The sequence below is a fragment of the Leclercia sp. UBA7405 genome (assembly GCF_037152215.1).
Lineage (GTDB): Bacteria > Pseudomonadota > Gammaproteobacteria > Enterobacterales > Enterobacteriaceae > Enterobacter > Enterobacter pneumoniae.
In genome coordinates, this window is the sequence record NZ_JBBCMR010000002.1 from 17,934 (window position 1) to 44,785 (window position 26,852).

25 protein-coding genes are annotated in these 26,852 nt (G+C 53.4%); 7 read left to right on the forward strand and 18 right to left on the reverse strand.

Annotated features, from left to right (window positions below; genetic code table 11):
* Positions 1–8: 8 nt before the first annotated feature.
* The 15 genes from rnhB to rpsB form a co-directional block, all read right to left on the reverse strand.
* On the reverse strand, positions 9–605 hold the full coding sequence (rnhB, locus tag WFN75_RS12445; protein ID WP_212477168.1) for a ribonuclease HII: 597 nt from the start codon (positions 603–605) through the stop codon (positions 9–11).
* Positions 602–1,750 carry a lipid-A-disaccharide synthase gene (gene lpxB, locus WFN75_RS12450; RefSeq protein ID WP_212477169.1) on the reverse strand — a complete coding sequence of 383 codons (1,149 nt, stop codon included), beginning with the start codon at positions 1,748–1,750 and terminating at the stop codon, positions 602–604. Before lpxB ends, rnhB begins: the two co-directional genes overlap by 4 nt.
* On the reverse strand, positions 1,750–2,538 hold the full coding sequence (gene lpxA, locus WFN75_RS12455; RefSeq protein WP_286783691.1) for an acyl-ACP--UDP-N-acetylglucosamine O-acyltransferase: 789 nt from the start codon (positions 2,536–2,538) through the stop codon (positions 1,750–1,752). The genes lpxB and lpxA overlap by 1 nt, the downstream gene beginning before the upstream one ends.
* A gap of 3 nt (positions 2,539–2,541) precedes the next feature.
* The gene (gene fabZ / locus WFN75_RS12460; protein ID WP_007373234.1) at positions 2,542–2,997 is read right to left on the reverse strand and encodes a 3-hydroxyacyl-ACP dehydratase FabZ; all 456 of its coding nucleotides are present in this window, start codon (positions 2,995–2,997) and stop codon (positions 2,542–2,544) included.
* Positions 2,998–3,100: 103 nt separating this feature from the next.
* Positions 3,101–4,126, reverse strand: a complete 1,026-nt coding sequence (gene lpxD / locus WFN75_RS12465; protein ID WP_040077087.1) for a UDP-3-O-(3-hydroxymyristoyl)glucosamine N-acyltransferase — start codon at positions 4,124–4,126, stop codon at positions 3,101–3,103.
* Positions 4,127–4,129: 3 nt separating this feature from the next.
* On the reverse strand, positions 4,130–4,624 hold the full coding sequence (gene skp, locus WFN75_RS12470; protein WP_040077088.1) for a molecular chaperone Skp: 495 nt from the start codon (positions 4,622–4,624) through the stop codon (positions 4,130–4,132).
* Between the two features lie 118 nt (positions 4,625–4,742).
* The gene (gene bamA / locus WFN75_RS12475) at positions 4,743–7,160 is read right to left on the reverse strand and encodes an outer membrane protein assembly factor BamA (protein ID WP_040077089.1); all 2,418 of its coding nucleotides are present in this window, start codon (positions 7,158–7,160) and stop codon (positions 4,743–4,745) included.
* 31 nt (positions 7,161–7,191) lie between these two features.
* Positions 7,192–8,544 carry a sigma E protease regulator RseP gene (rseP, locus tag WFN75_RS12480; RefSeq protein WP_336996440.1) on the reverse strand — a complete coding sequence of 451 codons (1,353 nt, stop codon included), beginning with the start codon at positions 8,542–8,544 and terminating at the stop codon, positions 7,192–7,194.
* An 11-nt stretch (positions 8,545–8,555) separates the two neighbouring features.
* Entirely contained in the window at positions 8,556–9,413 is an 858-nt protein-coding gene (gene cdsA, locus WFN75_RS12485) for a phosphatidate cytidylyltransferase (RefSeq protein WP_040077091.1), read from the reverse strand.
* A 12-nt stretch (positions 9,414–9,425) separates the two neighbouring features.
* On the reverse strand, positions 9,426–10,184 hold the full coding sequence (gene ispU, locus WFN75_RS12490) for a (2E,6E)-farnesyl-diphosphate-specific ditrans,polycis-undecaprenyl-diphosphate synthase (protein ID WP_040077092.1): 759 nt from the start codon (positions 10,182–10,184) through the stop codon (positions 9,426–9,428).
* Between the two features lie 185 nt (positions 10,185–10,369).
* The gene (gene ispC / locus WFN75_RS12495; protein ID WP_046885055.1) at positions 10,370–11,569 is read right to left on the reverse strand and encodes a 1-deoxy-D-xylulose-5-phosphate reductoisomerase; all 1,200 of its coding nucleotides are present in this window, start codon (positions 11,567–11,569) and stop codon (positions 10,370–10,372) included.
* 95 nt (positions 11,570–11,664) lie between these two features.
* Positions 11,665–12,222 (reverse strand): ribosome recycling factor, encoded by a 558-nt coding sequence (frr, locus tag WFN75_RS12500; protein WP_040077093.1) that lies wholly within the window; start codon positions 12,220–12,222, stop codon positions 11,665–11,667.
* Between the two features lie 168 nt (positions 12,223–12,390).
* On the reverse strand, positions 12,391–13,116 hold the full coding sequence (pyrH, locus tag WFN75_RS12505; RefSeq protein ID WP_004098747.1) for a UMP kinase: 726 nt from the start codon (positions 13,114–13,116) through the stop codon (positions 12,391–12,393).
* 150 nt (positions 13,117–13,266) lie between these two features.
* A complete protein-coding gene (tsf, locus tag WFN75_RS12510; protein ID WP_040077095.1) occupies positions 13,267–14,118 on the reverse strand; it encodes a translation elongation factor Ts in 852 nt (283 codons plus the stop codon).
* A 117-nt stretch (positions 14,119–14,235) separates the two neighbouring features.
* Positions 14,236–14,961 (reverse strand): 30S ribosomal protein S2, encoded by a 726-nt coding sequence (rpsB, locus tag WFN75_RS12515; protein ID WP_040077096.1) that lies wholly within the window; start codon positions 14,959–14,961, stop codon positions 14,236–14,238.
* Positions 14,962–15,282: 321 nt separating this feature from the next.
* Here rpsB and map point away from each other — a divergent pair, with 321 nt between their 5' ends.
* The 4 genes from map (at position 15,283) to WFN75_RS12535 (ending at position 20,173) form a co-directional block, all read left to right on the forward strand.
* On the forward strand, positions 15,283–16,077 hold the full coding sequence (gene map, locus WFN75_RS12520; RefSeq protein ID WP_040077097.1) for a type I methionyl aminopeptidase: 795 nt from the start codon (positions 15,283–15,285) through the stop codon (positions 16,075–16,077).
* A gap of 62 nt (positions 16,078–16,139) precedes the next feature.
* Entirely contained in the window at positions 16,140–18,815 is a 2,676-nt protein-coding gene (gene glnD / locus WFN75_RS12525) for a bifunctional uridylyltransferase/uridylyl-removing protein GlnD (protein WP_207293027.1), read from the forward strand.
* Positions 18,816–18,847: 32 nt separating this feature from the next.
* A complete protein-coding gene (gene dapD, locus WFN75_RS12530) occupies positions 18,848–19,672 on the forward strand; it encodes a 2,3,4,5-tetrahydropyridine-2,6-dicarboxylate N-succinyltransferase (protein ID WP_212477170.1) in 825 nt (274 codons plus the stop codon).
* A 111-nt stretch (positions 19,673–19,783) separates the two neighbouring features.
* The gene (locus tag WFN75_RS12535) at positions 19,784–20,173 is read left to right on the forward strand and encodes a DUF3461 family protein (RefSeq protein WP_008501916.1); all 390 of its coding nucleotides are present in this window, start codon (positions 19,784–19,786) and stop codon (positions 20,171–20,173) included.
* Between the two features lie 55 nt (positions 20,174–20,228).
* On the opposite strand, the gene cdaR is transcribed toward WFN75_RS12535, so the two are convergent.
* From cdaR to dgt, 3 genes are all read right to left on the reverse strand, one after another.
* Positions 20,229–21,386: a DNA-binding transcriptional regulator CdaR gene (gene cdaR, locus WFN75_RS12540; protein WP_336996264.1), complete on the reverse strand. Its 1,158-nt coding sequence runs from the start codon at positions 21,384–21,386 to the stop codon at positions 20,229–20,231.
* Between the two features lie 154 nt (positions 21,387–21,540).
* Complete coding sequence (degP, locus tag WFN75_RS12545; RefSeq protein WP_336996265.1) at positions 21,541–22,968, reverse strand: serine endoprotease DegP; 1,428 nt, start codon at positions 22,966–22,968, stop codon at positions 21,541–21,543.
* A 131-nt stretch (positions 22,969–23,099) separates the two neighbouring features.
* On the reverse strand, positions 23,100–24,614 hold the full coding sequence (gene dgt, locus WFN75_RS12550; RefSeq protein ID WP_336996266.1) for a dGTPase: 1,515 nt from the start codon (positions 24,612–24,614) through the stop codon (positions 23,100–23,102).
* An 83-nt stretch (positions 24,615–24,697) separates the two neighbouring features.
* Here dgt and mtnN point away from each other — a divergent pair, with 83 nt between their 5' ends.
* The 3 genes from mtnN to WFN75_RS12565 are packed head-to-tail and all read left to right on the forward strand — an operon-like array spanning position 24,698 to position 26,833.
* Positions 24,698–25,396 (forward strand): 5'-methylthioadenosine/S-adenosylhomocysteine nucleosidase, encoded by a 699-nt coding sequence (mtnN, locus tag WFN75_RS12555; protein ID WP_336996267.1) that lies wholly within the window; start codon positions 24,698–24,700, stop codon positions 25,394–25,396.
* Entirely contained in the window at positions 25,389–26,189 is an 801-nt protein-coding gene (gene btuF, locus WFN75_RS12560) for a vitamin B12 ABC transporter substrate-binding protein BtuF (protein ID WP_286783695.1), read from the forward strand. Before mtnN ends, btuF begins: the two co-directional genes overlap by 8 nt.
* Positions 26,190–26,209: 20 nt before the next feature.
* Positions 26,210–26,833, forward strand: a complete 624-nt coding sequence (locus tag WFN75_RS12565; protein WP_040077103.1) for a TRIC cation channel family protein — start codon at positions 26,210–26,212, stop codon at positions 26,831–26,833.
* Positions 26,834–26,852 lie beyond the last annotated feature (19 nt).

Sequence of the window (26,852 nt, forward strand, 5' to 3'; positions counted from 1 at the left end):
GTCTTGATTCAGGACACCTGTCCCATCGCGCGTTTCACCGGCCCAAAACTGCGGCGGTGATGTTCCGTTGCGCCATGTTCTGCCAGCCTTTCCAGATGGAAAGCGGTAGGATACCCCTTGTGCTGGCCGAAGCCGTACTGGGGAAATGTGAGATCCAGCGCGGCCATCTCGGCATCGCGAGTGACCTTAGCAAGAATGGAGGCCGCACTAATTTCCGCGACACGGCTGTCGCCTTTCACCACCGCCAGGGAGGGCATTGGCAATGCCGGACAGCGATTACCATCAATCAGCACATATTCCGGCACAATTGCCAGCCCCGCCACCGCGCGCTGCATCGCCAGCATGGTGGCATGGAGAATATTCAGCTCGTCAATTTCATGTGGCTCTGCGCGCCCGAGGCTCCAGGCCAGCGCCTTCTCTTTGATCTCATCGTATAACGCCAGACGACGTTTTTCTGAGAGCTTTTTTGAATCGTTTAGCCCGACGATGGGGCGAGCCGGATCGAGAATAACGGCAGCAGTCACCACCGCACCCACCAGCGGCCCACGACCGACTTCATCCACACCCGCCACCAGGTGCGTGTGTGGATAGATAAATTCCATCATTTTGCTAACTCCAGCACCGCATCTGCCGCTTGCTCATCGGCATTACAGCGGATCTGCTGATGCAGTTCGCGGAAGGTATCGTGCATCTCATGACTGGTTTTGCCATTGGCAAGCAACGGCAGTAGCGCCTCGGCAAGCTGCTGCGGTTGACACTCATCCTGCAGCAACTCTTTAACCAGCTCGCGCCTGGCGAGCAGGTTTGGCAACGAAACATAGTCCGTTTTCACCAGACGTTTCGCCAGCCAGAAGGTGAACGGTTTCATGCGATAGCCAACCACCATCGGGCATTTGGCCAGCATGCACTCCAGCGCTGCCGTTCCTGAAGCGAGCAGCGCTGCATCGCTTGCCACCATTGCTTCCCGCCCTTTACCGTCCAGCAGGCGGACATGCAGTTCTGGCGCAACTTCCGCTTTGATGCGTTCAAATTGCTCGCGCCGTTTCGCATTGACCAGCGGCACGACCACTTCCAGATCGGGGTAGGTTTGGCGGAGGATCTGCGCCGTTTTCAGGAAATCAGCGCTGAGCATCTCCACTTCCGCACCACGACTGCCGGGCAGCAGAGCCAGGCAGTGTACATCGTGTGGAATACCTAATACATCACGTGCTGCGTTTTTATCAGGATCCAGCGGCATGGCATCGGCCATGGTGTGGCCGATAAAGCGACACGGAACATTAAATTTGTCGTAAAACGCTTTTTCGAAAGGCAGGAAGGCCAGTACCAGATTGGTCGATCTGCCTATTTTGAAAACGCGTTTCTGTCGCCACGCCCAGACGGACGGACTGACATAATGAATGGTTTTAATGCCCTTCTTTTTCAAATTCCCTTCAAGGGTAATATTGAAATCGGGCGCGTCGATACCGACAAACACATCGGGCTCGAGTTCGGTAAAACGACGGGTAAGATCGGCACGAATGTGCAGCAGACGACGCAGGCGACCCAGCACTTCAACAATGCCCATCACCGCAAGCTCTTCCATTTCGTACCAGGCTTCACACCCTTCGGCCTGCATCAGCGGACCAGCCACCCCCACAAAGCGGGCGTTGGGAACGCGGGCTTTGAGCGCGCGAATAAGACCGGCACCAAGAATATCGCCGGAGGTTTCTCCGGCGACCAGGGCTATCGTAAGCGGGCGGTTATCAACCATTAACGAATCAGGCCGCGGGTTGAGCGTTCAAAGAACTCGGTGAACGCCTTCACCTCAGGGTACTGTTCCGCCAGGGCAGAAACTTCCGGCTTAGCCTCTTCCAGCGTTTTACCGCTACGGTACATAATTTTGTACGCATTGCGGATCGCGGTAATGGCTTCGCGCGTAAAGCCACGACGCTTCAGACCTTCGATATTGACGCCAAACGGCGTTGCGTGGTTGCCCTGCGCAATCACATACGGCGGGACATCTTGCGCCACACCGGAGCAGCCGCCGACCATCACGTGTGCACCAATGATGCAGAACTGATGGACTGCGGTCATACCACCAATGATTGCGAAATCGTCAACCGATACGTGTCCCGCCAGCGTTGCATTGTTGGCGAGGATGCAGCGGTTGCCTACCGTACAGTCGTGCGCAATATGCGCATTGACCATAAAGAGGTTATCGCTGCCCACCTTCGTCAATCCACCACCCTGAGTTGTGCCACGATGAATGGTGACGCTTTCGCGAATGCGGTTACGATCGCCGATTTCCACACGGGTCGGCTCACCAGCATATTTAAGATCCTGATTAGCTTCACCGATGGAGGCGAACTGATAAATCTCATTATCGCGTCCAATGATCGTATGACCATTAACGACAATGTGAGATTTCAGTACGGTACCCTCACCAATTTCGACATGGGGTCCAACAATACAGAACGGGCCAATATGGACATTGGCACCAATAACGGCACCCTCTTCCACAATGGCGGTTGGATGAATAAAGGCGGATTTATCAATCACGTATCAGGCCTCCCGGCTACGCGCACACATCATGGTAGCTTCGCAAACAACTTTGCCGTCAACCAGAGCAACACCTTTGAAGCGAGTCAGGCCGCGACGCGTTTTCTCAAAAGTCACTTCCATGATCATCTGATCACCTGGTACGACTGGGCGCTTAAAGCGCGCTTCATCGATACCAGCGAAGTAATACAATTCACCCGGCTCCAGTTTACCCACGCTTTTAAACGCCAGAATACCGGTTGCCTGAGCCATTGCTTCCAGGATCAATACACCCGGGAAGATAGGCTTACCAGGGAAATGCCCCTGGAAGAATGGCTCATTTACGGAGACATTTTTCACTGCGCGCAGAAAACGACCTTCTTCAAAATCCAGCACACGATCTACCAGTAAGAACGGGTAGCGGTGAGGCAGAAGCTCTAAAATCTCTTCAATATGCAGAGTATGAGTGTCAGTAGTCAAAATACTCTTCCTGTCTAAAAATTCTGAATAGCAATAATAACACGGCCTGCCGGTTTAAAAGAAAGCCGACAGGCCGGGAAGTTTGCGTTAAATGAATGAACGCTTAGTCTTGTTGATCGAATTTGCGCTCAATAGCCTTGAGGCGCTTGCTCATATCATCAATATTCATCACCAGAGCAGCTGTTTTACGCCACACCTTATTAGGTTGCAGCGGAATGCCCGAGGAATATACGCCCGGCTCGGTGATAGGACGCATAACCATACCCATCCCGGTCACCGTCACTTTGTCGCATATTTCCATATGCCCGTTAATGACGCTGGCACCGCCAATCATACAGTAACGGCCAATCTTCAGGCTGCCAGCCATAATCACGCCACCAGCAACGGCAGTATTGTCGCCAATCACTACATTATGTGCAATCTGGCATTGATTATCGATGATAACACCATTACCGATTATCGTGTCATCCAGCGCGCCACGGTCGATTGTGGTGCATGCGCCGATTTCAACGCGATCGCCGATGATCACGCGCCCCAACTGCGGGATCTTCACCCAGTTGCCGCGATCGTTGGCATAACCGAACCCATCCGAACCGATAACGGTGCTGGACTGGATTAGGCAGTTTTCGCCAATTTCAATCTCATGGTAAACCGAGACGTTGGCCCACAAGCGAGAACCTGCGCCAATTTTGGTTTTTTTACCTACGAAGCAACCCGCGCCGATGACCACGTTATCGCCCAGCACAACGTCTGATTCAATAACCGCATTCGGGCCGATAGAAACGTTATTACCCAGCTGCGCCGTCGGGTCAATCACCGCACTGGGTGCGATGTTATGCGCTGGCTGCGGCGTGGTATCAAGAATTTGTGCCATACGGGCATACGTCAGGTAGGGGTTTTTTACTACCAGCGCGCTTCCGGAGGCAAAAGGCAGATCGTCCATCGTCAGCACGACAGCAGACGCCTGGCATTGAGCCAGATGTTCACGGTATTTAGGGCTTACCATGAAAGTGATATTGCCTGCTTTAGCGGATTGCATGGACGCAACAGCGGTGATGACGATATCGCCATCACCGTGTAATTCTGCATCCAACTGCTGAGCTAAATCAGCCAGTCGAATTGAAGGCATTACTTATTTAACCTGTTTCAGTACATCAGCGGTGATGTCTTTTACATCGCTGCTGTTGAAGGCAACGGCGTTAGCATCTACAACCAGATCGATGCTCTGATCGGCAGCAACGCTTTTCACAGCTGACTGGATACGGGTAACCAGTTTGCCACGTTCTTCGTTAGAGCGACGTTGACGATCTTGCTCGAAAGCCTGTGCTTTCTGAGAGAAGGTCTGGCGCTGAGCCATTACGTCTTTCTCCAGCTTGCTGCGCTCGCTTGCTTTCATGGTAGAACCATCACGCTGCAGACGCTGCATTTTTGATTGCAGATCGTTTTCCATGCGCTGAAGTTCGCCAGCACGGCCTTTGAACTCGTTCTCCAGTGTTGCAGAAACACCGGTTTTCTGCGCAACCTGCTGGAACAGGTTACCCATGTTCACGATTGCAATTTTGTCCGCTGCCTGAGCAGAGGTAGCCATCGCTAAACCGAGGCCTGCAGCTAATAACCACTTTTTCACAATTAACTCCTTACCATCCCATTGGCACCCGAAGGTACCGTTCTTTGCGTGGCAAGGCGATCATGCGATCGCCAGTTGTCAGCGCTACACTGCCATCACATTCCTTTGCTGCGGATAATTACCAGGTTTTACCAATGTTAAACTGGAATTGTTCCGCTTTGTCTCCATCGTATTTCTTAAACGGCTGGGCGTAGGAGAAGACCAACGGCCCCAGCGGTGACATCCATTGTAATGCGATACCTGCAGACATGCGAATGTTGCCTGGATCGCTATAGTCTGGAACACCTGCCGCACGCATCTGAGCCGTGTTATCCCAGTTGGTATCCCATACGGTACCCGCATCCCAGAAGAAGGAAGTACGTACGGAGTTAGCATACTTGTCGCTGATAAACGGCGTCGGTGTGATGAACTCCAGGCTGGCGACAGCCATTGCGTTACCGCCCACTGCGTCATCGGAACTACAGACTTCGCTTGAGGAGCTCTTCGCGCAGTTATCTTCGTCATTACCGCCGTAGTAGACCGCTTTCGGACCAATGTTATTGGACTGGAAGCCACGTACGGTGCTGGAACCACCTGCATAGAAGTTTTCGTAGAATGGCAGCTCTTTGCCACTCAACCCATCACCGTAACCCCAGCGGGTACGACCCAGGACAACCCATTTATGATCGTCGTCGATTGGGAAGTAGGACGCGGTATCCAGCGTTACTTTGTAGAACTCGTTATCGGAACCTGGGATAGTTACTTTACCGTTCAGGTTGACACGTGAACCTTCCGTCGGGAAGAAACCACGGTCAAGGCGGTTATATGTCCACCCGTAGTTGAAGGTGAAGTCATCCGCAGCAAAGCCATTGTCATCGCTGGAAGTGCTTGCAGACTGTCCGATAGAGTCCAGATAACGCCACATCGCCACCTGCGGCTGCATGTTGGACAGGTCGTTATGTACGTAACCTAAACCTGCACGCAGGGTGTTGTATTCGTTAATCGGGAAGCCAAGTGTTCCATCCAGACCATAACTTTTGTTGGTATAGGAGGACAGATCGGCATCGTCAGCTTTAAAGTCGTTATAGAAAATACGACCACCGAGACTCACACCGTCAACGGTGAAGTACGGGTTAGTGACGGAGAACTCTGAGTAGGTCTGATAGTCATTCTTGGTACCGTTGATACCGACGGAATAACCCGTGCCCAGCCAGTTATCCTGCTGAACGCCCACCTGGAAGCTCACGCCACTTTCAGTACCGTAGCCAACACCGAAGTTGAAGCTACCGGTGTTACGCTCTTTAACCTTATAAACCACGTCGACCTGATCCGGACGGCCAGGCACGCGTTGAGTATCGGTATCGACCGTTTCAAAGTAGCCCAGACGGTTCAGACGCTCTTTACCCTGGTCAACCAAATCGCTGCCAAGCCAGGCCCCTTCCATCTGACGCATTTCGCGACGCAGAACGGCATCTTTGGAGGTGTCGTTCCCTTCAAAACGGATCTTACGCACGTAGAAACGGTTACCTGCATCGACATTCACGTGCAGCTTAACGGTTTTATCCGTGTCGTTGATTTCTGGCTGGGTCTGAACGCGTGGGTAAGCGTAACCATAACGGCCGAGCAGCTTTTTAATGCCGTCTTCCATTTTGGTGACTTTCGCACCGCTATACAGTTCACCCGGCTGCAGTTTGGTCAGGCTCTCGATCTCAGCAGAATGGCCGGCGAGGTTACCGCTCACTTCAACACCAGAAAGCGTATATTTATCGCCTTCAGTAATGTTAACGGTAATGTAGATGCCTTTCTTGTCCGGAGTCAGACTCACTTGCGTTGAGTCGATATTGAAACGGGCATAGCCGCGGTCCAGATAGTAACTACGCAGGGTTTCAAGGTCGCCCGCCAGTTTCTGTTTCTGGTATTTGCGATCGCCTACCACGTTCCACCATGGCACTTCGTCGCGCAGCTGGAAAGTGGAGATCAGTTCATCGGTGCTGAACGCATGGTTGCCCACGATGTTGATCTGCTGGATTTTCGCGGACACCCCTTCCTGGAAGACAAGCTTCAGGTCAACGCGGTTACGCGGCAGCGGGGTCACAACGGCTTTTACGCTCGCGCTGTATTTACCCACGCTGTAGTAGAAATCTTCCAGCCCTTTTTCGATATCGGAGAGGGTAGTTCGGTCCAGGGATTCACCGACACGCACGCCAGACGCTTCAAGGTTCTGCTTGAGCATATCGTCTTTCACCGACTTGTTGCCGGAGAAGGTGATGCTGGCAATCGTCGGGCGTTCCTTCACCTGAACCAGTAAAGTATCACCATCGCGCAGGACGCGGACGTCCTCGAAGTTGCCAGTGGCAAACAACGCGCGAATGGTATTACTGATGTCTTCATCATTAACCGTGTCGCCTTGGCGCACTGGCATACTGAGGAGGGCCGCACCAACGGCGACACGCTGAAGACCTTCGAAATGAATATCCTTCACTACGAACCCTTCAGCACCGTATACGGTGGCGCTGCTAAACAGCAGCGACGCTATGAGCAACTTTTTCATCGCCATCGTTATTATGCGTTCTTCCTAACTATCTCTATTACAACCGAGAAAAATCATTGAAAAGTGCAAGCCCCATTAACAGCACCAGCAAAATCGAGCCAATGCGATAACTAAAGTCTTGAACTCGCTCGGACACCGGCCCGCCTTTTAGCTTCTCAATCGCTAAAAACAGCAGATGCCCCCCGTCTAACACCGGAAGTGGGAACAGGTTGATTATCCCGAGGTTCACGCTAATGAGCGCAAGAAACATCAGGTAGTAAATCACCCCGAACTCTGCTGACATCCCAGCCCCCTGAGCGATCGAAATCGGCCCACTGAGGTTGTTCAGTTTTACGTCACCAGTAATCAATTTCCCCAGCATTTGAACCGTCAGCTTCATCATTTGCCATGTTTTATCCGTGGCTTCAAGGATGGCGCTGAACGGCCCATACTGGCGTATTGTCTTGTACTCATCAGGCAGCGGGATCACTTTTGGCACCACGCCAGCAAACCCCTCAGCCTTTCCGCCACCCGATTTGGTATCCGGGATAAGCGTTAAGGAGAGCGGACTCCCCTGCCTTTCAACCTCCAGCGCCAACGGCGTACCTGGATTATCGCGCACCAGATTAACAAAGGTCATCCACTGCGTTAATGGCTGACCATCGACTTTAACGATCCTATCGCCCGCTTGCAAACCTGCTTTGCTTGCGGCGGACCCATCCTGTACTTCTGCAAGCACGGATTCAATCTGCGCACCGCGCGGACGGATACCCAATGCAGCAACGGGATCTTCTTTATCTGGTTCGAATGCCCAGTGGCGTAAATCCAGAACCTTATTCTGACGCTGGTTATCGCCAAAGTTTGCAACGCTTAGCGTGGTCTGCTCATCACCAATTTTGGCAACCAGCTGCAACCGCACCGCATCCCAATCAGGGGTTTCGATACCATCAATCGCTTTAAGTTCCATGCCTGGGGCAATTTGCGCGCTCGCCGCGATGGAGTTGGGAGTTATTTCACCAACAACCGGACGAACACCATGGACACCGATGATAAACACCAGCCAGTAGGCGAAAGCGGCGAAGATAAAGTTTGCTACCGGACCGGCAGCGATGATGGCGGCGCGCTGGCCGACAGATTTGGTATTGAACGCGTAGTGGCGCATTTCGGGTGCGACCGGCTCTACGCGCTCATCAAGCATTTTAACGTAACCCCCGAGCGGAATAAGGGCGATTACAAATTCTGTTCCCTGGCGATCGGTACGGCGCCAGAGAGCCTTACCAAAGCCGATAGAGAAACGCTCTACCCGCACGCCACAGCGCCGAGCAACCCAGAAATGGCCAAATTCATGCACGGTAATTAACACACCCAGTGCAACGATGAATGCCGCCAGATTCCAGAGAATGCTAAGCATAAAACCTTCCGTTAAATCGTTCCAAATACCAGCAAAAACAGGCAAGCAAACACCGGAACGGCTGCTGTCAGGCTGTCTATACGATCCAGGATACCACCGTGCCCCGGAATCAGATGGCCACTGTCTTTAATCCCTGCTTCACGCTTGAACATGCTCTCGGTTAAATCGCCCAGCACGGAGGCCAGAGCCGCAATAATAGAGCAAACCAGCAATGTTAGCGGAGCCACCTCGAGGTTGGCCCAAACGCCATATCCCCAGGAGATAATCGCTGCGGTAAACAGCCCGCCGATGAACCCCTGCCAGGTCTTACCCGGTGACACTTTTGGTGCCAGTTTATGTTTGCCAAACAGTTTACCAAACATATAGGCACCGGAGTCAGCCCCCCAGACAAGAATCATCACATAAAGCAACCAGATTGCGCCGCTGTAGTGGTTATCGTCATAGTGCCAGGCTCGCAGCGCGAGCATTCCCCAAAAGAAGGGAACGATGGTGAAGAGCCCGAAAATCAGGCGCAGCGTTTTAGAGTTACGCCATAGCGCTGCCGACCCCGGATAGAAGAGCACCAGCAATAGCGCAGCCAGCCACCAGACCAGCGATAGCCACAGCGATCCCGCGACCAGAGGTTGATGGATATTATGATGATACTCCGGCAGCATAAACAGCATCAGCGCCAGAATCAGGCCGCAGAGTACCGCCAGCCATACCCGCTGTGAGCGCGAAGTAAAACCACTAAGTTGCCCCCATTCCCACGCTGCCAGCATACAGACAACCAGCGTAACAATGGCAAATCCCACCGGAGGCAATAGAAACAGCGCCGCGATGACAATGGGTATTAAAACAAAAGCAGAAATCAGGCGATACTTCAGCAAAAGCTACCCCCATCAGGCGTCGTCGCCACCAGGCTCGGTGCCACCGAAGCGACGCTCTCGATTGGCAAAGGCATGCAGCGCACCTTCAAAGTCTTGTTCGTCAAAATCGGGCCAAAGAACATCTGTAAAGTAAAGTTCGGCATAGGCAATTTGCCAAAGCAAAAAGTTACTAATGCGATGTTCTCCCCCTGTCCTAATTACTAAATCCACGGGAGAAAGTTCACTCATGCAGATTTGCTTGCTCAGCGCCTCTTCATCAATCTGGTCCGGCCGTAACAGCCCTTCCTGAACTTGTTCAGCCAAATGCTGAACGCCCTGGATAATATCCCACCGTCCACCGTAATTCGCCGCGATATTCAGCGTCAGGCCGGTGTTTTGTCCGGTTAGCGCTTCCGCTTTACGAATGCGTTCTTGCAGACGTGCATTAAAACGACTGGTATCACCAATGACGCGCAGGCGAACGTTGTGGCGGTGAAGGCTTTTTACTTCGCTGTCTAGCGCCCACACAAACAATTCCATCAACGCGCTTACTTCCTGCGCCGGTCGATTCCAGTTTTCACTGCTGAAAGCATAGAGCGTTAACGCATCAATGCCGTTATTGGCGGCAAAAGAAACGGCACGGCGCACAGATTTCGCCCCAGCTTTATGCCCAAAGGCTCGGATCTTCCCTTGTCTTTTCGCCCAGCGGCCATTGCCATCCATGATGATTGCTACATGGCGACAGCCATGTGCTGGCAAGTTTTCGCTCATTGGTTGATTCGCAGACAACATAACGCGTTTTTAGTCCCTGAAAGGATTTAACGGTACTCAGGAATACTGAAGCCTTTACGTAAAAAAGCCGTGTTCAACCACGGCTGCCCCAATCACGATAAGCCAAATACGTGCGATTGGGTGGCGCAGACTATATCACTGAAGCCCAACGCTAACAAATAGCATGACCACTAGTGGCTGGTTTATCACCAGCTTGCGAGGTGGGTCACCGCTTTTTGCGCCACTCCCCTTGCTTGCGCATCTACGGCCAGCACATCATCGACACTTTGCGGTTCGCGTAAATCCATCGTTTCAAGCACCCGCTGATTTAATTCGGCAATATCCGTGAAGCGGATCTGTTGCGCTAAAAACGCGGCCACCGCGATTTCATTGGCGGCATTAAGCGCCGTCGTTGCGGCCTGGCCTTGATCAAAAGCCTCCATTGCCAGTTTAAGGCAAGGGTAGCGTTGGTAATCAGGCGCATTAAACGTTAACGAACTTAATTTGCAAAAATCGAGCGGCTTCACACCAGAGACTACGCGGTTTGGCCACGCCATCGTATGTGCGATAGGCGTACGCATATCCGGTTCGCCTAATTGCGCTAACACGCTGCCGTCCAGATAACGCACCATCGAGTGAATCACCGATTGCGGATGAATCAATACCTCCATCTGCTTTGCAGAGGCATTAAACAACCATCGGGCTTCAATGTATTCCAGACCTTTATTCATCATGGTGGCGGAATCGACGGAAATTTTACGTCCCATCGACCAGTTCGGATGACGGCAAGCCTGATCGGGCGTCATTGCGCTCAGATCGGACAAGGGCGTGTCGCGAAAAGGGCCACCAGACCCGGTAAGCAATATGGAGGAGACCCCATTTTGCTCCAGATCAGCGTACCCCAGGTTCTGTTGAAAAGGTTGCGGTAAACTCTGAAAAATCGCGTTATGTTCGCTATCCACCGGCAACAAGCTGGCGCCGTTCTGTTTCACCGCCTCCATAAACAACCGCCCACAGGTGACTAACGACTCTTTATTCGCCAGTAAAACCGTTTTACCGGCGTCTATTGCCGCAAGCGTAGGCAACAAGCCCGCCGCGCCCACAATCGCCGCCATAACCTGATCGACGTCATCCAGCGCTGCCATTTCGCACGCCGCCTGCTGGCCACTTAACACTTCAGTGCGGCTCCCCTGCTCTGACAGCAGCCGTTTCACTTGACGTGCGCTCTCGTCATCATCCATCACCGCATAGCGGGGTGTGAATTCCAGACACTGTTCCACCATGCGCGAGACATTCTTCCCCGCCACCAGCGCAGTAACGCGGTAGTGTTCAGGATTATGGCGAACGACGTCGAGGGTGCTGCAACCAATGGAGCCGGTTGAGCCGAGAAGAGTTAATTGCTTCATGAGATGTCCGGAAATAGTGAAACCAGCAAAGCAAAACGCCGTCAGCAAAGCCATAAAGGCCTTCTGGACGGCGTTTTATCAGATTACGTCAGAAATCAGAACTGCATCAGTTCCGCTTCTTTGTCTGCCAGCGCCGCATCGACTTTTTTGATAGCAGCGTCAGTCAGCTTCTGAACATCGTCCTGAGAACGACGATCATCATCTTCACTGATCTCTTTTTCTTTCAGCAGGGCTTTCACTTTGTCGTTCGCATCACGACGTACGTTACGTACGGCGACACGCGCGCCTTCAGCTTCACCACGAACGACTTTGATCAGCTCTTTACGACGCTCTTCCGTCAGCGGAGGCAGCGGAACGCGGATATCAGTACCCGCAGAGCTTGGGTTCAGACCCAGGTCGGAGGCCATGATCGCTTTCTCAACGGCTGGACCCATAGAACGATCGAAGACGTTGATTTTCAGCGTACGGGTATCTTCTACCGTGACGCTCGCCAGCTGGCGCAGCGGAGTTGGCGTACCGTAGTATTCAACAACAATGCCATCCAGCAGGCTTGGGGAAGCACGACCGGTGCGCACTTTGCTGATTTGGTTTTTGAACGCTTCTACGCATTTGTCCATGCGCACTTCAGCATCTTTTCTGATATCGCTAATCACGTTACGGATCCTTGAAAACTTGTCTCAGGCAGACTATCCGCCAGCACGGCCTCACGGGCTGTGCTAAGTATAGTCGCGTTTAAATCATGACAGCGCCAAAGGCGCGTCCAGGTGAGAATTCACTACAAAGTAAAGCGGAATCTTACCTGTATTTGTCGCCGACGGAAATTATTCCGTGATCAAAGTGCCTTCTTTTTCGCCCATCACGACGCGACGCAGCGCGCCAGGCTTGTTCATGTTGAAGACACGAATCGGCAGTTTGTGGTCACGAGCCAGCGTGAAGGCGGCAAGATCCATTACTTTCAGCTCTTTATCCAGCACTTCGCTGTAAGTCAGCTGATCGTACATGGTAGCTGAAGGATCTTTTGCCGGATCGGCAGTAAACACGCCATCCACTTTGGTGGCTTTCAGCACCACATCGGCTTCGATTTCGATACCGCGCAGGCAGGCGGCGGAATCGGTAGTAAAGAACGGATTACCGGTACCGGCGGAGAGGATCACCACACGGTTGTTACGCAGCAGGCTAATCGCTTCTGCCCAGCTGTAATTGTCGCACACGCCATTCAGCGGAATCGCGGACATCAGGCGCGCGTTCACATAGGCGCGGTGCAGAGCGTCACGCATGGCCAGACCATTCATCACGGTAGCCAGCATTCCCATATGGTCGCCCACAACGCGGTTCATCCCCGCTTTCGCCAGACCAGCACCACGGAAAAGGTTACCACCGCCAATGACCACGCCAACCTGGATACCCAGTTCGACCAGTTCTTTGATTTCCTGTGCCATGCGGTCAAGGATGCTTGCGTCAATACCGAAGCCTTCTGATCCCTGCAGCGCTTCGCCACTCAGCTTAAGCAGAATGCGTTTGTACACGGGTTTTGCATTGGTAGCCATGTTTCTTTCCTGAGACTGTCAACGATTAAGATGGGGGTTAATTCTGGCGACATGTTAAGCCGCAAACCAGAACAGCGATACTAGAGCCAGTCTGATTTTATATGACGGGTGACAAAAAGAAGCCGCCCTCAGGCGGCTTCTTTTCGCTGATTAAGACTGCTTGGACATTGCAGCAACTTCTGCTGCGAAGTCAGTCTCAACTTTCTCAATGCCTTCGCCCACTTCGAAGCGGATGAAGCCAGTTACGTCAGCGTTGTGCTCTTTCAGCAGCTGAGCAACAGACTTGCTTGGGTCCATTACGAAAGGCTGACCAGTCAGAGAAACTTCGCCGGTGAATTTCTTCATGCGGCCTTCAACCATTTTCTCTGCGATCTCTTTTGGCTTACCAGACTGCATCGCGATGTCCAGCTGAACCTGGTACTCTTTCTCTACCACTTCAGCAGACACGTCTTCTGGCTTAACGAATTCTGGTTTGCTTGCAGCGATGTGCATTGCCAGCTGTTTAACCAGCTCTTCGTCAGCGCCTGTAGCCGCAACCAGAACACCGATACGTGCGCCGTGCTGGTAAGAACCCAGTACTTCGCCTTCCAGAGAAGAAACGCGACGGATGTTGATGTTCTCACCGATTTTAGCAACCAGCGCAACACGCTCTTCTTCGAACTGAGCTTTCAGCACTTCAACGTCAGTGATTTTGCCAGCAACAGCTGCGTCCAGTACTTTGTTCGCAAATGCCTGGAAACCGCCATCTTTAGCAACGAAGTCAGTCTGGCAGTTAACTTCCAGAATGATGCCGTAGGTGCCGTCGATTTTGGTGATGATCACGCCGTCAGCAGCAACGTTGCCTGCTTTTTTAGCTGCTTTGATCGCACCGGATTTACGCATGTTTTCGATTGCCAGCTCGATGTCGCCGTTCGCTTCAGTCAGCGCTTTTTTGCAATCCATCATGCCTGCGCCAGTACGCTCACGCAGCTCTTTTACCAGGGATGCGGTAATTTCAGCCATTCTTAAATCCTCGGGAGATGTGAACTGCCCGGCCGGAGGCCAAACAGTATAAATTGAAAAAAGGGGCCGGTAATGGGCCCCTATTCATACACGGTACTAATAAGGGGTAAAACCTTATTATTCAGCTTCTACGAAGCTTTCTTCCGCCTGAGAAGCCAGATCCTGGGAACGGCCTTCACGAACGGTAGTAGCTACAGCGCTCAGGTACAGGCTAACAGCACGGATTGCGTCGTCGTTACCCGGGATAACGAAGTCAACACCGTCCGGATCGGAGTTGGTATCAACGATAGCGAATACCGGGATACCCAGGTTGTTAGCTTCTTTGATTGCGATGTGCTCGTGGTCTGCATCGATTACGAACAGCGCGTCTGGCAGGCCGCCCATATCTTTGATACCGCCCAGGCTGTTTTCCAGCTTGTCCAGTTCACGAGTGCGCATCAGCGCTTCTTTCTTAGTCAGCTTGTCGAAAGTACCGTCCTGAGACTGAGTTTCCAGATCTTTCAGGCGTTTGATTGACTGACGAACGGTTTTCCAGTTGGTCAGCATGCCGCCCAACCAGCGATGGTTCACGAAGAACTGGTCGCAGCTGTTAGCAGCATCTTTCACAGCTTCGCTTGCAGCGCGCTTAGTACCAACGAACAGAATCTTACCTTTACGGGAAGCAATCTTGTTCAGCTCAGCCAGGGCTTCGTTGAACATTGGTACAGTTTTCTCAAGGTTGATGATGTGAACTTTGTTACGTGCGCCGAAGATGAAAGGCTTCATTTTCGGGTTCCAGTAACGGGTCTGGTGACCGAAGTGAACACCAGCCTTGAGCATGTCGCGCATGGAAACAGTTGCCATGTTTAAAACCTCTATATTAAAAGTTGGGGTTATGCCTCCACGTATCCCATATTACCGACCCCAAAGGGCACCCCGGAATATGTGCCGATACGTGTGTGTTATTACACAAAGTGAGATTTGTCGCTTCCGTCCACCCTGTGTATCTGAGATGGATCGGAAGTCCGGCGCGCTTTATACCACAAAACGCCACCAGAAACCAACTGTTGTTGGCCGTGCGTGCTGCTTCTGATTCTCAATTTGGCAGGCAGTACGCCTGACTGATACCATTGACAGCACTCAGACTAGTATTGTCGAAAAAATCGACACCGATGGACAGATTACATGGCTATCTCTATTAAGACACCTGAAGAAATTGAAAAGATGCGCGTTGCCGGTCGTCTGGCCGCCGAAGTGCTGGAAATGATCGAGCCGTTCGTCAAACCGGGCGTGAGCACCGGCGAACTGGACCGTATCTGTAATGATTATATCGTGAACGAGCAGCACGCGGTCTCCGCCTGCCTCGGCTATCACGGTTTCCCGAAATCCGTCTGCATCTCTATTAATGAAGTGGTGTGTCACGGTATTCCGGACGACGAAAAACTGCTGAAAGATGGCGACATCGTCAATATCGATGTGACCGTGATTAAAGACGAGTACCACGGTGACACCTCAAAAATGTTCATCGTCGGTAAGCCGACGATTCAGGGCGAACGCCTGTGCCGTATTACCCAGGAGAGCCTCTACCTGGCGCTGAAAATGGTGAAGCCTGGTATTCGCCTGCGCACTATCGGTGCGGCCATTCAGAAATTCGTTGAAGCGGAAGGTTTCTCTGTGGTTCGCGAGTATTGCGGTCACGGTATTGGCCGCGTCTTCCACGAAGAGCCGCAGGTGCTGCATTACGATGCTGACGACGGCGGCGTGGTGCTGCAAAAAGGGATGACGTTTACCATTGAGCCGATGGTTAACGCCGGTGACTACCGTATCCGCACCATGAAAGATGGCTGGACGGTGAAAACCAAAGACAGAAGCTTGTCTGCGCAGTACGAGCATACTATTGTGGTGACAGATAACGGCTGCGAAATAATGACGTTACGCAAGGATGACACCATCCCGGCGATACTCTCGCACAACGAATGATAAGAAGCCGGCAAATGCCGGCTTTTTTAATGGCTATCATATTTTCTTATGGGTGGCGCGCTATGAGTAACCTTTTACCCGAACAGTATGCCAACACGGCACTCCCCACCCTGCCCGGCCAGCCGGATAACCCCGGCGTCTGGCCGAAGACAGATCTCACCTGTGCCGACATTAAAGCGCATATCGACACATTCCAGCACTGGCTGGGTGAAGCGTTCGACAGCGGGATCTCTGCCGAATCACTCATCGAAGCGCGCACTGAATTTATTGATCAGCTGTTACAGCGCCTGTGGATTGATTATGGCTTTGGCCAAATCAGCGATGTGGCGCTGGTCGCGGTGGGCGGTTACGGCCGCGGCGAACTGCACCCCCTGTCGGATATCGACCTGTTAATCCTGAGCCGTAAAAAGCTGCCCGACGATCAGGCGCAAAAAATTGGTGAGCTGTTGACGCTGCTGTGGGACGTGAAGCTGGAAGTGGGCCACAGCGTGCGCACCCTGGAAGAGTGTCTGCTCGAGGGCTTAGCGGATCTTACCGTCGCCACCAACCTGATTGAGACTCGCCTCCTGATCGGCGACGTCGCGCTATTTCTGGAGCTGCAAAAACACATTTTCAGCGACGGATTCTGGCCTTCAGAAAAATTCTTTGCCGCCAAGGTCGACGAACAGCAGGTACGTCACCAGCGTTATCACGGCACCAGTTATAACCTGGAGCCGGATATTAAAAGCAGCCCCGGCGGCCTGCGCGATATCCACACCCTGCAATGGGTCGCTCGTCGCCATTTCGGGGCCACCTCGCTCGATGAGATGGTCGGCTTTGGTTTTTTAACTCCCGCCGAACGTATTGAGCTGAATGAGTGTCTGCACCTGCTTTGGCGTATCCGCTTCGCGCTGCATCTGGAAATCACACGCTACGATAACCGCCTGCTGTTCGACAGGCAGCTTAGCGTCGCCCAGCGCCTGAACTATAGCGGCGAAGGGAACGAGCCGGTAGAACAGATGATGAAAGACTTCTACCGCGTCACCCGTCGCGTCACCGAGCTGAATCAAATGCTGCTCCAGCTGTTTGATGAAGCCATTCTGGCGCTCACCGCCGATGAAAAACCGCGCCCCATTGACGACGATTTCCAGCTGCGCGGCACGCTTATCGACCTGCGCGACGAAACGCTTTTTATCCGTGAGCCAGAGGCGATCCTGCGGATGTTTTATACCATGGTGCGTAACAGCACGATTACCGGGATCTACTCTACGACTCTGCGCCATCTGCGCCACGCTCGCCGTCACCTTCGCCAGCCGCTGTGCTACATTCCGGAAGCCCGCTCGCTGTTTCTTAGCATGCTTCGCCATCCGGGTGCCGTGAAACGCGGGCTACTGCCCATGCACCGCCACAGCGTGCTCTGGGCCTATATGCCCCAGTGGTCACATATTGTCGGACAAATGCAATTCGATCTTTTCCATGCCTACACCGTGGATGAACACACCATTCGCGTATTGCTGAAGCTGGAAAGCTTCGCCCGGGAAGAGACCCGGAGCCAGCATCCGCTCTGCGTAGAGCTCTGGCCGCGCCTGAACCATCCGGAACTGATCCTTATTGCCGCCCTGTTCCATGATATTGCCAAAGGCCGGGGCGGAGACCACTCCGTGCTGGGTGCGCAGGACATACTGAAATTCGCCGAGCTTCACGGACTGAATTCACGCGAAACGCAGCTGGTCGCCTGGCTGGTTCGTCATCACCTGTTGATGTCGGTCACCGCGCAACGGCGAGATATCCAGGATCCGGAGGTGATCAAGCAGTTTGCCGAAGAGGTACAGACTGAGAATCGTCTGCGCTTCCTGGTGTGCCTGACGGTAGCTGATATCTGCGCTACCAACGAATCTTTATGGAATAGCTGGAAGCAGAGTTTGCTTCGCGAGCTCTACTTTGCCACGGAGAAACAGCTACGACGCGGGATGCAGAATACGCCAGACATGCGTGAACGCGTGCGCCACCATCAGCTACAGGCGTTGGCGTTATTGCGCATGGAGAGTATTAATGAAGAGGCGCTGCACCAGATCTGGGCGCGTTGTCGCGCTAATTACTTTGTGCGTCATACGCCAAATCAGCTGGCATGGCACGCGCGACATCTGTTGAAGCACGACCTCACCAAACCGCTCATTCTGCTTAGCCCACAGGCCACGCGCGGCGGAACGGAGATCTTTATCTGGAGCCCGGACAGGCCTTACCTGTTCGCTGCGGTCTGTGCCGAGCTGGACAGACGTAATTTGAGCGTGCACGACGCACAGATTTTTACCACCCGCGACGGTATGGCGATGGACACCTTTATCGTGCTGGAGCCGGACGGCAGCCCGCTGGCGTCAGACCGACACGAACCGATCCGCTTCGGACTGGAGCAGGCGATCACCCAGAGCAGTTGGCAGCCGCCGCAGCCGCGTCGCCAGCCGGCTAAACTGCGTCACTTTACCGTGGACACCGAGGTTAATTTCCTGCCAACCCATACCGATCGCAAATCCTTTATGGAGCTCATTGCGCTGGATCAGCCAGGGCTGTTGGCACGGGTCGGGCAGATCTTTGCCGACCTCGGTATTTCGCTCCACGGTGCCAGAATTACGACAATCGGTGAGCGAGTAGAAGATTTATTTATAATCGCCACCGCCGACCGGCGTGGCCTTAATAATGACCTGCAACTTGAAGTGCAACAACGGTTGACAGCAGCCCTCAATCCAAACGATAAAGGGTGACGTATTTTTTAGTGAAATGGAAAGAGTAAACAATGCAGCAGTTACAGAACATTATTGAGTCCGCCTTTGAGCGTCGCGCCGAGATCACTCCGGCAAATGTGGATACCGTAACCCGCGAAGCGGTTAACCAGGTGATTTCTTTGCTGGATTCCGGCGCGCTGCGTGTGGCAGAAAAAATCGACGGTCAGTGGGTCACTCACCAGTGGCTGAAGAAAGCCGTGCTGCTCTCTTTCCGTATTAACGATAATCAGGTTATTGATGGCGCAGAAAGCCGCTACTTCGATAAAGTCCCGATGAAATTCGCCGATTACGACGAGGCGCGCTTCCAGAAAGAGGGTTTCCGCGTAGTGCCGCCAGCCGCTGTTCGCCAGGGCGCCTTTATCGCACGTAACACTGTACTGATGCCGTCCTATGTGAACATCGGTGCGTACGTTGACGAAGGCACCATGGTTGATACCTGGGCGACCGTGGGCTCTTGCGCCCAGATCGGTAAAAACGTTCACCTTTCTGGTGGCGTAGGCATCGGTGGCGTTCTGGAGCCGCTGCAGGCTAACCCAACCATCATCGAAGATAACTGCTTCATCGGCGCACGCTCCGAAGTGGTTGAAGGCGTGATCGTTGAAGAAGGCTCGGTGATCTCCATGGGCGTTTACATCGGCCAGAGCACCCGTATTTACGATCGTGAAACCGGCGAAGTGCACTACGGCCGTGTACCAGCGGGCTCCGTAGTGGTCTCCGGCAACCTGCCTTCGAAAGATGGCAAATACAGCCTGTACTGCGCGGTGATCGTGAAGAAAGTCGATGCGAAAACCCGTGGCAAAGTCGGCATTAACGAACTGCTGCGTACCATCGATTAATCAGGTATAACAAAAAGCGGGGGCTACCCCGCTTTTTTTGTATCTGCTGGTGGCGAGAATAGATTTTTTCGTTAATTATTCATAGGTTATGTTGAGATCAAGGGTACCGCTATGTACGATAATCTAAAAAGTCTGGGCATTACCAATCCTGATGAAATTGATCGTTACAGCCTCCGGCAGGAAGCCAACAACGATATCCTGAAAATCTATTTCCACAAGGATAAGGGCGAATTCTTCGCCAAGAGCGTGAAGTTCAAATACCCACGTCAACGTAAAACCGTTGTGGCGGATGGCGTTGGTCAGGGTTATAAAGAAGTGCAGGAGATCAGCCCGAATCTGCGCTATGTGATCGATGAACTCGATCAGATTTGCCAGCGCGATCGCACCGAAGTCGATCTCAAGCGTAAGATCCTCGACGATCTTCGCCACCTGGAGAGCGTGGTCACCAACAAGATCAGTGAAATCGAAGCGGATCTTGAGAAGCTGACCCGTAATAAATAATACCGGGTGCGGTCAAACCTTTAAAACGGCAACCTGGTTGCCGTTTTGCTTTGCGTTATCTCTGCTCATCCAGCTGCAATGCCACATACAGCAACAGTCTGTCGTCAAAATTCCCCAGGTCTAGTCCCGTCAGCTCCGAGATACGGTTAAGACGGTACTCCAGCGTATTACGGTGAATAAACAACGCCCGCGAAGTCGCCAGCGGTTGCACGTTGTGACGGAACCATGCCTGTAACGTACGGCGCAAAAGCCCATTGTTGTCCATCGCCTTCAGACGCGTCAGCGGGCGGGCCAGTTCATTCGCCTGCCAGCCCCCGCGCAGACTGTCGAGCAGTACCGGTAGCATCAAATCCTGGTAGAAATAGCTGCGGCTCTCGGGCACCCGCTGTTTCCCAACCATCATGGTAGTCCGCGCAGTACGCCAGGAGCGGGCAATGCTGCCCGGGCCGGTGAAGTAGTTTCCCAGCGCCACGCGAAAACGCAGTTGCCCGTTCTCTTTCATACGGGCAATAAGCTGCTCAACCCGACGACGATGATCTTCGGCATCCCAGCGTCCAAACTGATTGAGCGCCGGTTTTAACACCACCATCTCTGTTAACGAAACAATCGCGACGAGGTTGTTGCGCTCTGGCGTCGCCAGCGCGTTTTGCAGTTGCTGCAATTCAACCATGGCACTGTCTACGCCCAGCTGACCGCTGTCGACCTCAATCACCGCGACCACGCGCGGTTGATTCAGATCGATACCCAGACGCTGGGCCCATTCGGTTAGCGCCGGGGTGTGTTCTTCAGCCTGAATCAGGTTCATCACCAGTTCTTCACGCAGACGACTATCCTGAGCCAGCAGGTGCATCAGGCGGGATTGTTCCAGCATCATCTCGGCGGTCATGCACACCAGCTCGCCATACTTGCGCAATGACTCGGGCTCCCCGGTCAGCCCGATAACGCCAACAATTTCGCCTTCCAGACGCAGCGGCAGGTTAATACCCTGTCTCACGCCGTGCAGATGGCGGGCCACCGCATCGTCGATGTCCACCACGCGCCCCTGAGAAAGCACCAGCAGTGCGCCTTCGTGCAATTCCCCAATACGCTCACGATCGCCGCTGCCTATGATCCGCCCGCGGGCATCCATAACGTTGATGTTCGTATCAATAATGCGCATCGTTCGTGCCACGATATCCTGCGCCATTTTGGTATCAAGATGCCAGCCAGCCATGTCGTCCTCCTCTGAGCAGAGCTCAAGCATAGGGAAGTTCAACCGGGGCTGCATTGTGCGAATGCACAAAAACGGGGGGAGATGTATGGACTTGTGGAAAGGGTCACAGAAAGAGGAAAAGCCCCTGCATCACCGGACGCAGGGGCTTTGGAGATTACTGCATTAACAAATAGAGAGAGGTGTCGCCACGCTGGATATTCAGCGCCAGCACCGAAGGCTTGCTGTCGAGAATTTTGCGCAACTCAGCGATGTTTTTCACCGGCTGCTGGTTAGCGCCCATAATCACGTCACCTTTCTTCAGGCCAATGCGCGCAGCCGGAGAGTTGGCTTTCACGTTACTCACCACCACGCCTTTATCTTGCCCTTTATTGCTCATCTCAGCGCCTTCGATGCCGCTGAAGATAGAGCTGGAATCGACCTGGCTCTGGCTGCTCTGCTGCAGTTCCAGGGTCACGTTGACCGGCTTACCTTCACGCAACAGGCCCAGCGAGACTTTACTGCCAACTGGCATAGAGCCCACTTCCGCACGCAGCGCGGCAAAGCTGCTTACTGGCTTGCCGTTCAGGGTAGTAATAACGTCACCCGCTTTAATACCGGCTTTCGCAGCGGTGGAGTTCGGCATCACCTGGCTGACAAAGGCACCGCGCTGAGCATCGACTTTCATCGCTTTCGCCAGTTCCGAGTTCAGCTCAGTCCCCATAATCCCCAGTTCGCCGCGTTTCACCTGGCCAAACTCAACCATCTGACTGGTCAGGTTTTTAACCATGTTGCTCGGAATAGCAAAGCCGATACCGATATTGCCGCCGTCCGGGGCCAGAATCGCGGTGTTGATACCGATCAGTTCACCATTCAGATTGACCAGCGCACCGCCGGAGTTACCGCGGTTAATCGCCGCATCGGTCTGGATGAAGTTTTCATAGTTTTCTGCATTCAGGCCGCTACGACCCAGCGCGGAGACAATACCGGAGGTGACTGTCTCGCCAAGGCCGAACGGGTTACCGATGGCTACCGTATAGTCACCCACCCGCAGAGCATCGGAATCGGCAAGCTTAATCGCCGTCAGGTTTTTCGGATCCTGAATCTGGATCAGGGCGATATCGGAGCGCGGGTCTTTACCCACCACTTTGGCGTCAAACTTACGGCCATCGCTCATCTGCACTTTAATGCTGTTGGCGTTATCCACCACGTGGTTGTTCGTCACGACGTAGCCTTTAGCCGCATCGATGATGACACCGGAACCCAGTGCCATGAATTTTTGCTGCGGCGCTGCGCCGTCACCGCCGCCCTGACCGCCCTGGCAGAATGGCGAACTCTGGAACGGCGAACCGTCCTGACAGAACGGCGAGTTGTCGCCGAAGAATTGCTGGAAGTTACGCGGCATACGCGGGGTGTTTACCGCGGTGCTGCCTTCAACGTTAATGCTCACCACCGATGGCATCACCTTTTCCAGCATCGGTGCCAGGCTTGGCATCTGCTGGGCGGTGGTTGCCGAAGCGGTCTCTGCAGCTGATGCAGAAAGTGGAGACAACGCCAATCCTAAACTCAACGCTAATGCACTCATTGCTAATGTGGTTTTTTTCATCTTTCTCAATCTCGATTTGCCAGTAACGCACAATTGCTGTGTACATGAGATTCGTTTTATAGCGCGAAGTTCCAGTATTACGATCTCAGGAAAAGTAAAAATTTATTGGCCATCTTTACAAAACTCACGCTTTATTCAACCGCCATTAAACGGCGATATTCATCCCAGGCATATAGGTCTGTCATGCCGCTGATATAATCCTGAATCAGGCGACAACGATAATAGTATTCATATACTGGCCAGTCTAACGCCTGTCGATCATATTTCCCGACGGACTCAATGTAGGCCAGTCGATGACGGGTGGAGAGTTTCTGAAATAAACGTGATTCGATAGGTAAACGTCGTACCCGCTCTTTTTCTACCAGCTCGGTAAACTCATCGGTCGATAATTGCAATAAGGGACGATAGATCTCCAGCAAACCGCTAATAACGCGGTATCCCTGTAATTCGAGCTGTTCAACATCCGGGTGACTAAATACATGGCGAAGTGCAACATTTTTATACAAATCAAGTAATTGACTAAAATCACTGCCATCTTCAAGCAGAGCCTGATTAAAGTCGCCGCGATAAATCATCGGCAAATTATCAATAAAGCGGTTTGCCGCATAGGGCACCAGCTTATTAAGCGTATTGACGCGCAAATACATAAAGAATTGATCTTCAGCGCTGCGCCGCAGGGAATTCGCGCGCGATTTCTCCCAAGCATTTTCTACAACCTGAGAAAATAGCGATCCTTTTTCATGCGTCCCCCAGGCGTCATAAAGATGCTGATAAAGCTCCTCTACGCTGAAGATTCTTTTTTCAACCGCATCCTCCAGGTCGGCCACGCAGTAGGAGATATCGTCCGCAGCCTCCATAATCCAGGTCAATGGAAAACGACCATGAGGCGTCAGCGACAACTCTTTACGCAACCGTTCGATATAGGCCTCTTCCGAGAGGTAATAGCCAGGCTTTTTCATCAAATAATGATGGCTGGCAGGAGGTTCTCCTTGCCACCAGGCTGGACGCGTATATTTTAAAATACAGCCCACCTGGGCCCAGGTGAGGTTCATGCGCATCAGAGAGTGCACCAGGCGTATCCCCTGCGCGTTACCCTCAAAATGACAGAGATCCTGACGTACCTTGCGCCGCAGTTCATTCAGCGCCTCTTCGCCCTCCCGCAGGCGCAGGTCGCGCACAATACAGCGATCCTCGCTCAGCGGTTGGCTGGCGGCATCCGACGGGAACAAACGCTGGCGGAACCAGTCGTTGATAGCGGCCTCACCAAAATGGCCAAACGGCGGGTTACCGATATCGTGCATCAGACAGGCCATCTCAACGATGCTTTCGAACGGCCCCGTCAGTTCATCCAGACCGTAGGCCTCCAGCAGACGCTGCTCTTTGAGGCGGCTTAACACCTCTTTCGCGATGTAGCGGCCAACCTGCTGGACCTCCATCGAATGGGTGAGACGTGTACGCACGGCAGCGTTACGTTCGAGGGGAAAAACCTGCGTTTTTTGTTGCAGTCGGCGGATTGCCGCTGAGTTGATAATGCGCCCGCGATCGCTTTCGAAGATCCGCAGGATCTCATGTTCGCTTTTATGACCTTGCGGCGAGCGGTAACGCCGATGCCAGTTAATTTTGTTGCGAAAATCGATATGTGACATGTGCTCTCCCGCGCGGAAAATGCGTTTCCCCTGAAGCGCATGATAGACTATGCCTCTAATCATGGCACATCGCGAGTAAATCTATGAAAATCGGTATTATTGGAGCAATGGAAGAAGAAGTTACGCTGCTGCGTGACAAAATTGAGAACAGTCAGACCCTCACCCTGGGCGGCTGCGAGATCTATACCGGCCTGCTGAACGGAACTGAAGTTGCTCTGCTGAAATCCGGTATTGGTAAAGTGGCGGCCGCGCTGGGCACAACGCTGCTGTTAGAGTGCTGCAAGCCGGACGTGATTATCAATACTGGCTCCGCTGGCGGCCTGGCGCCGACTCTGAAAGTGGGCGATATCGTCGTCTCTGATGAAGCGCGTTATCACGATGCCGACGTCACCGCCTTTGGTTACGAGCTGGGTCAACTCCCTGGCTGCCCGGCAGGCTTCAAGGCCGATGAGAAGCTGGTTACCGCAGCAGAAAACTGCATCGCTGAGCTGAACCTGAACGCGGTACGTGGCCTGATTGTCAGCGGCGATGCCTTCATCAACGGCTCCGTCTCCCTGGCGAAGATCCGCCATAACTTCCCACAGGCGATTGCCGTGGAGATGGAAGCGACCGCTATTGCCCATGTTTGTCATAACTTTAAGGTGCCGTTTGTGGTGGTTCGCGCCATCTCCGACGTGGCCGATCAGCAATCTCACCTGAGTTTCGATGAGTTCCTCGTCGTGGCGGCTAAGCAGTCCAGCCTGATGGTTGAGACCCTGGTGCAGAAACTGGCGCGTGGTTAAGTCGCTATACAGGGCGCTGTTCGCCCTGCTTCTGCTCACACCGGCGTGGCTAAATGCTGCGCCGCGTGTTATTACCCTCTCCCCTGCCAATACCGAGCTGGCCTTTGCCGCTGGCATCACGCCGGTTGGCGTGAGTAGCTATTCCGACTATCCGCCCGCCGCGAAAACTATCGAGCAGGTTGCTACCTGGCAGGGGATGAACGTCGAACGCATTGTGGCGCTAAAACCGGATCTGGTGCTGGCCTGGCGCGGAGGGAATGCCGAGAGGCAGATCAATCAACTCTCCTCCCTGGGCATTAAGGTCGTCTGGGTTGACGCCATCAGTATCGAACAGGTCGCGCAAGCGATTCGCGATCTCGCCCCCTACAGTCCAGCGCCGCAAAAAGCGGAACGCGCAGCCCAACAAATGCTGGATGACTATCAGGCGTTAAAAGCGAAATACAACACGCCATCGCGCAAACGCGTCTTCTTACAGTTCGGCAGCCAGCCCCTGTTTACCACGGGTGCCGGATCACTGCAGCACCAGGTTCTGGAGCTGTGTGGCGGGGAGAATATCTTCGCTGAAAGCCGGGTGCCCTGGCCGCAGGTAAGCCGCGAACAAGTGTTGATGCGCCATCCTCAGGCGATTGTCGTTGCCGGCGGGGCAGGCGAAATTCCCAAAATCGAGCAATACTGGCATAGCCAGCTAAAAATACCCGTGATTCCACTCACCAGCGACTGGTTTGAGCGTGCAGGCCCGCGTATTATCCTCGCCGCAAAACAACTCTGTTCTGCGCTGGCGCAGAGTCATTAATCACTTTCGGGGATTTAACGATGCTCGTTTACTGGCTGGATATTCTCGGTACAGCCGTTTTTGCGATTTCCGGCGTTCTGCTGGCCGGTAAATTACGCATGGACCCGTTTGGCGTTCTGGTGTTAGGGGTGGTCACAGCCGTGGGCGGTGGCACTATCCGCGATATGGCGCTCGATCATGGCCCTGTGTTCTGGGTGAAAGATCCTACCGATCTGGTCGTAGCGATGGTTACCTGCCTGCTTACCATCGTACTGGTGCGTCAGCCGCGACGTCTACCGAAGTGGATTCTGCCCGTGCTGGATGCCGTGGGGCTGGCGGTCTTCGTCGGCATTGGCGTGAACAAAGCCTTTATGGCAGGAACCGGTCCGATGGTCGCTATCTGCATGGGTGTATTGACCGGAGTCGGTGGCGGGATTATTCGCGATATTCTGGCCCGCGAGGTGCCCATGATTTTGCGCACTGAAATTTACGCCACAGCCTGTATCGTTGGCGGCATCGTTCACGCCACCGCCTGGTATACCTTCGGCATGCCGCTTGAAAGCGCTGCCATGCTAGGGATGGTGGTCACCTTGACCATTCGTCTGGCGGCTATTCGCTGGCACCTGAAGCTACCTACTTTTGCGCTGGACGAAAACGGGCGCTGAAAAGCAAAACGGCAACCCA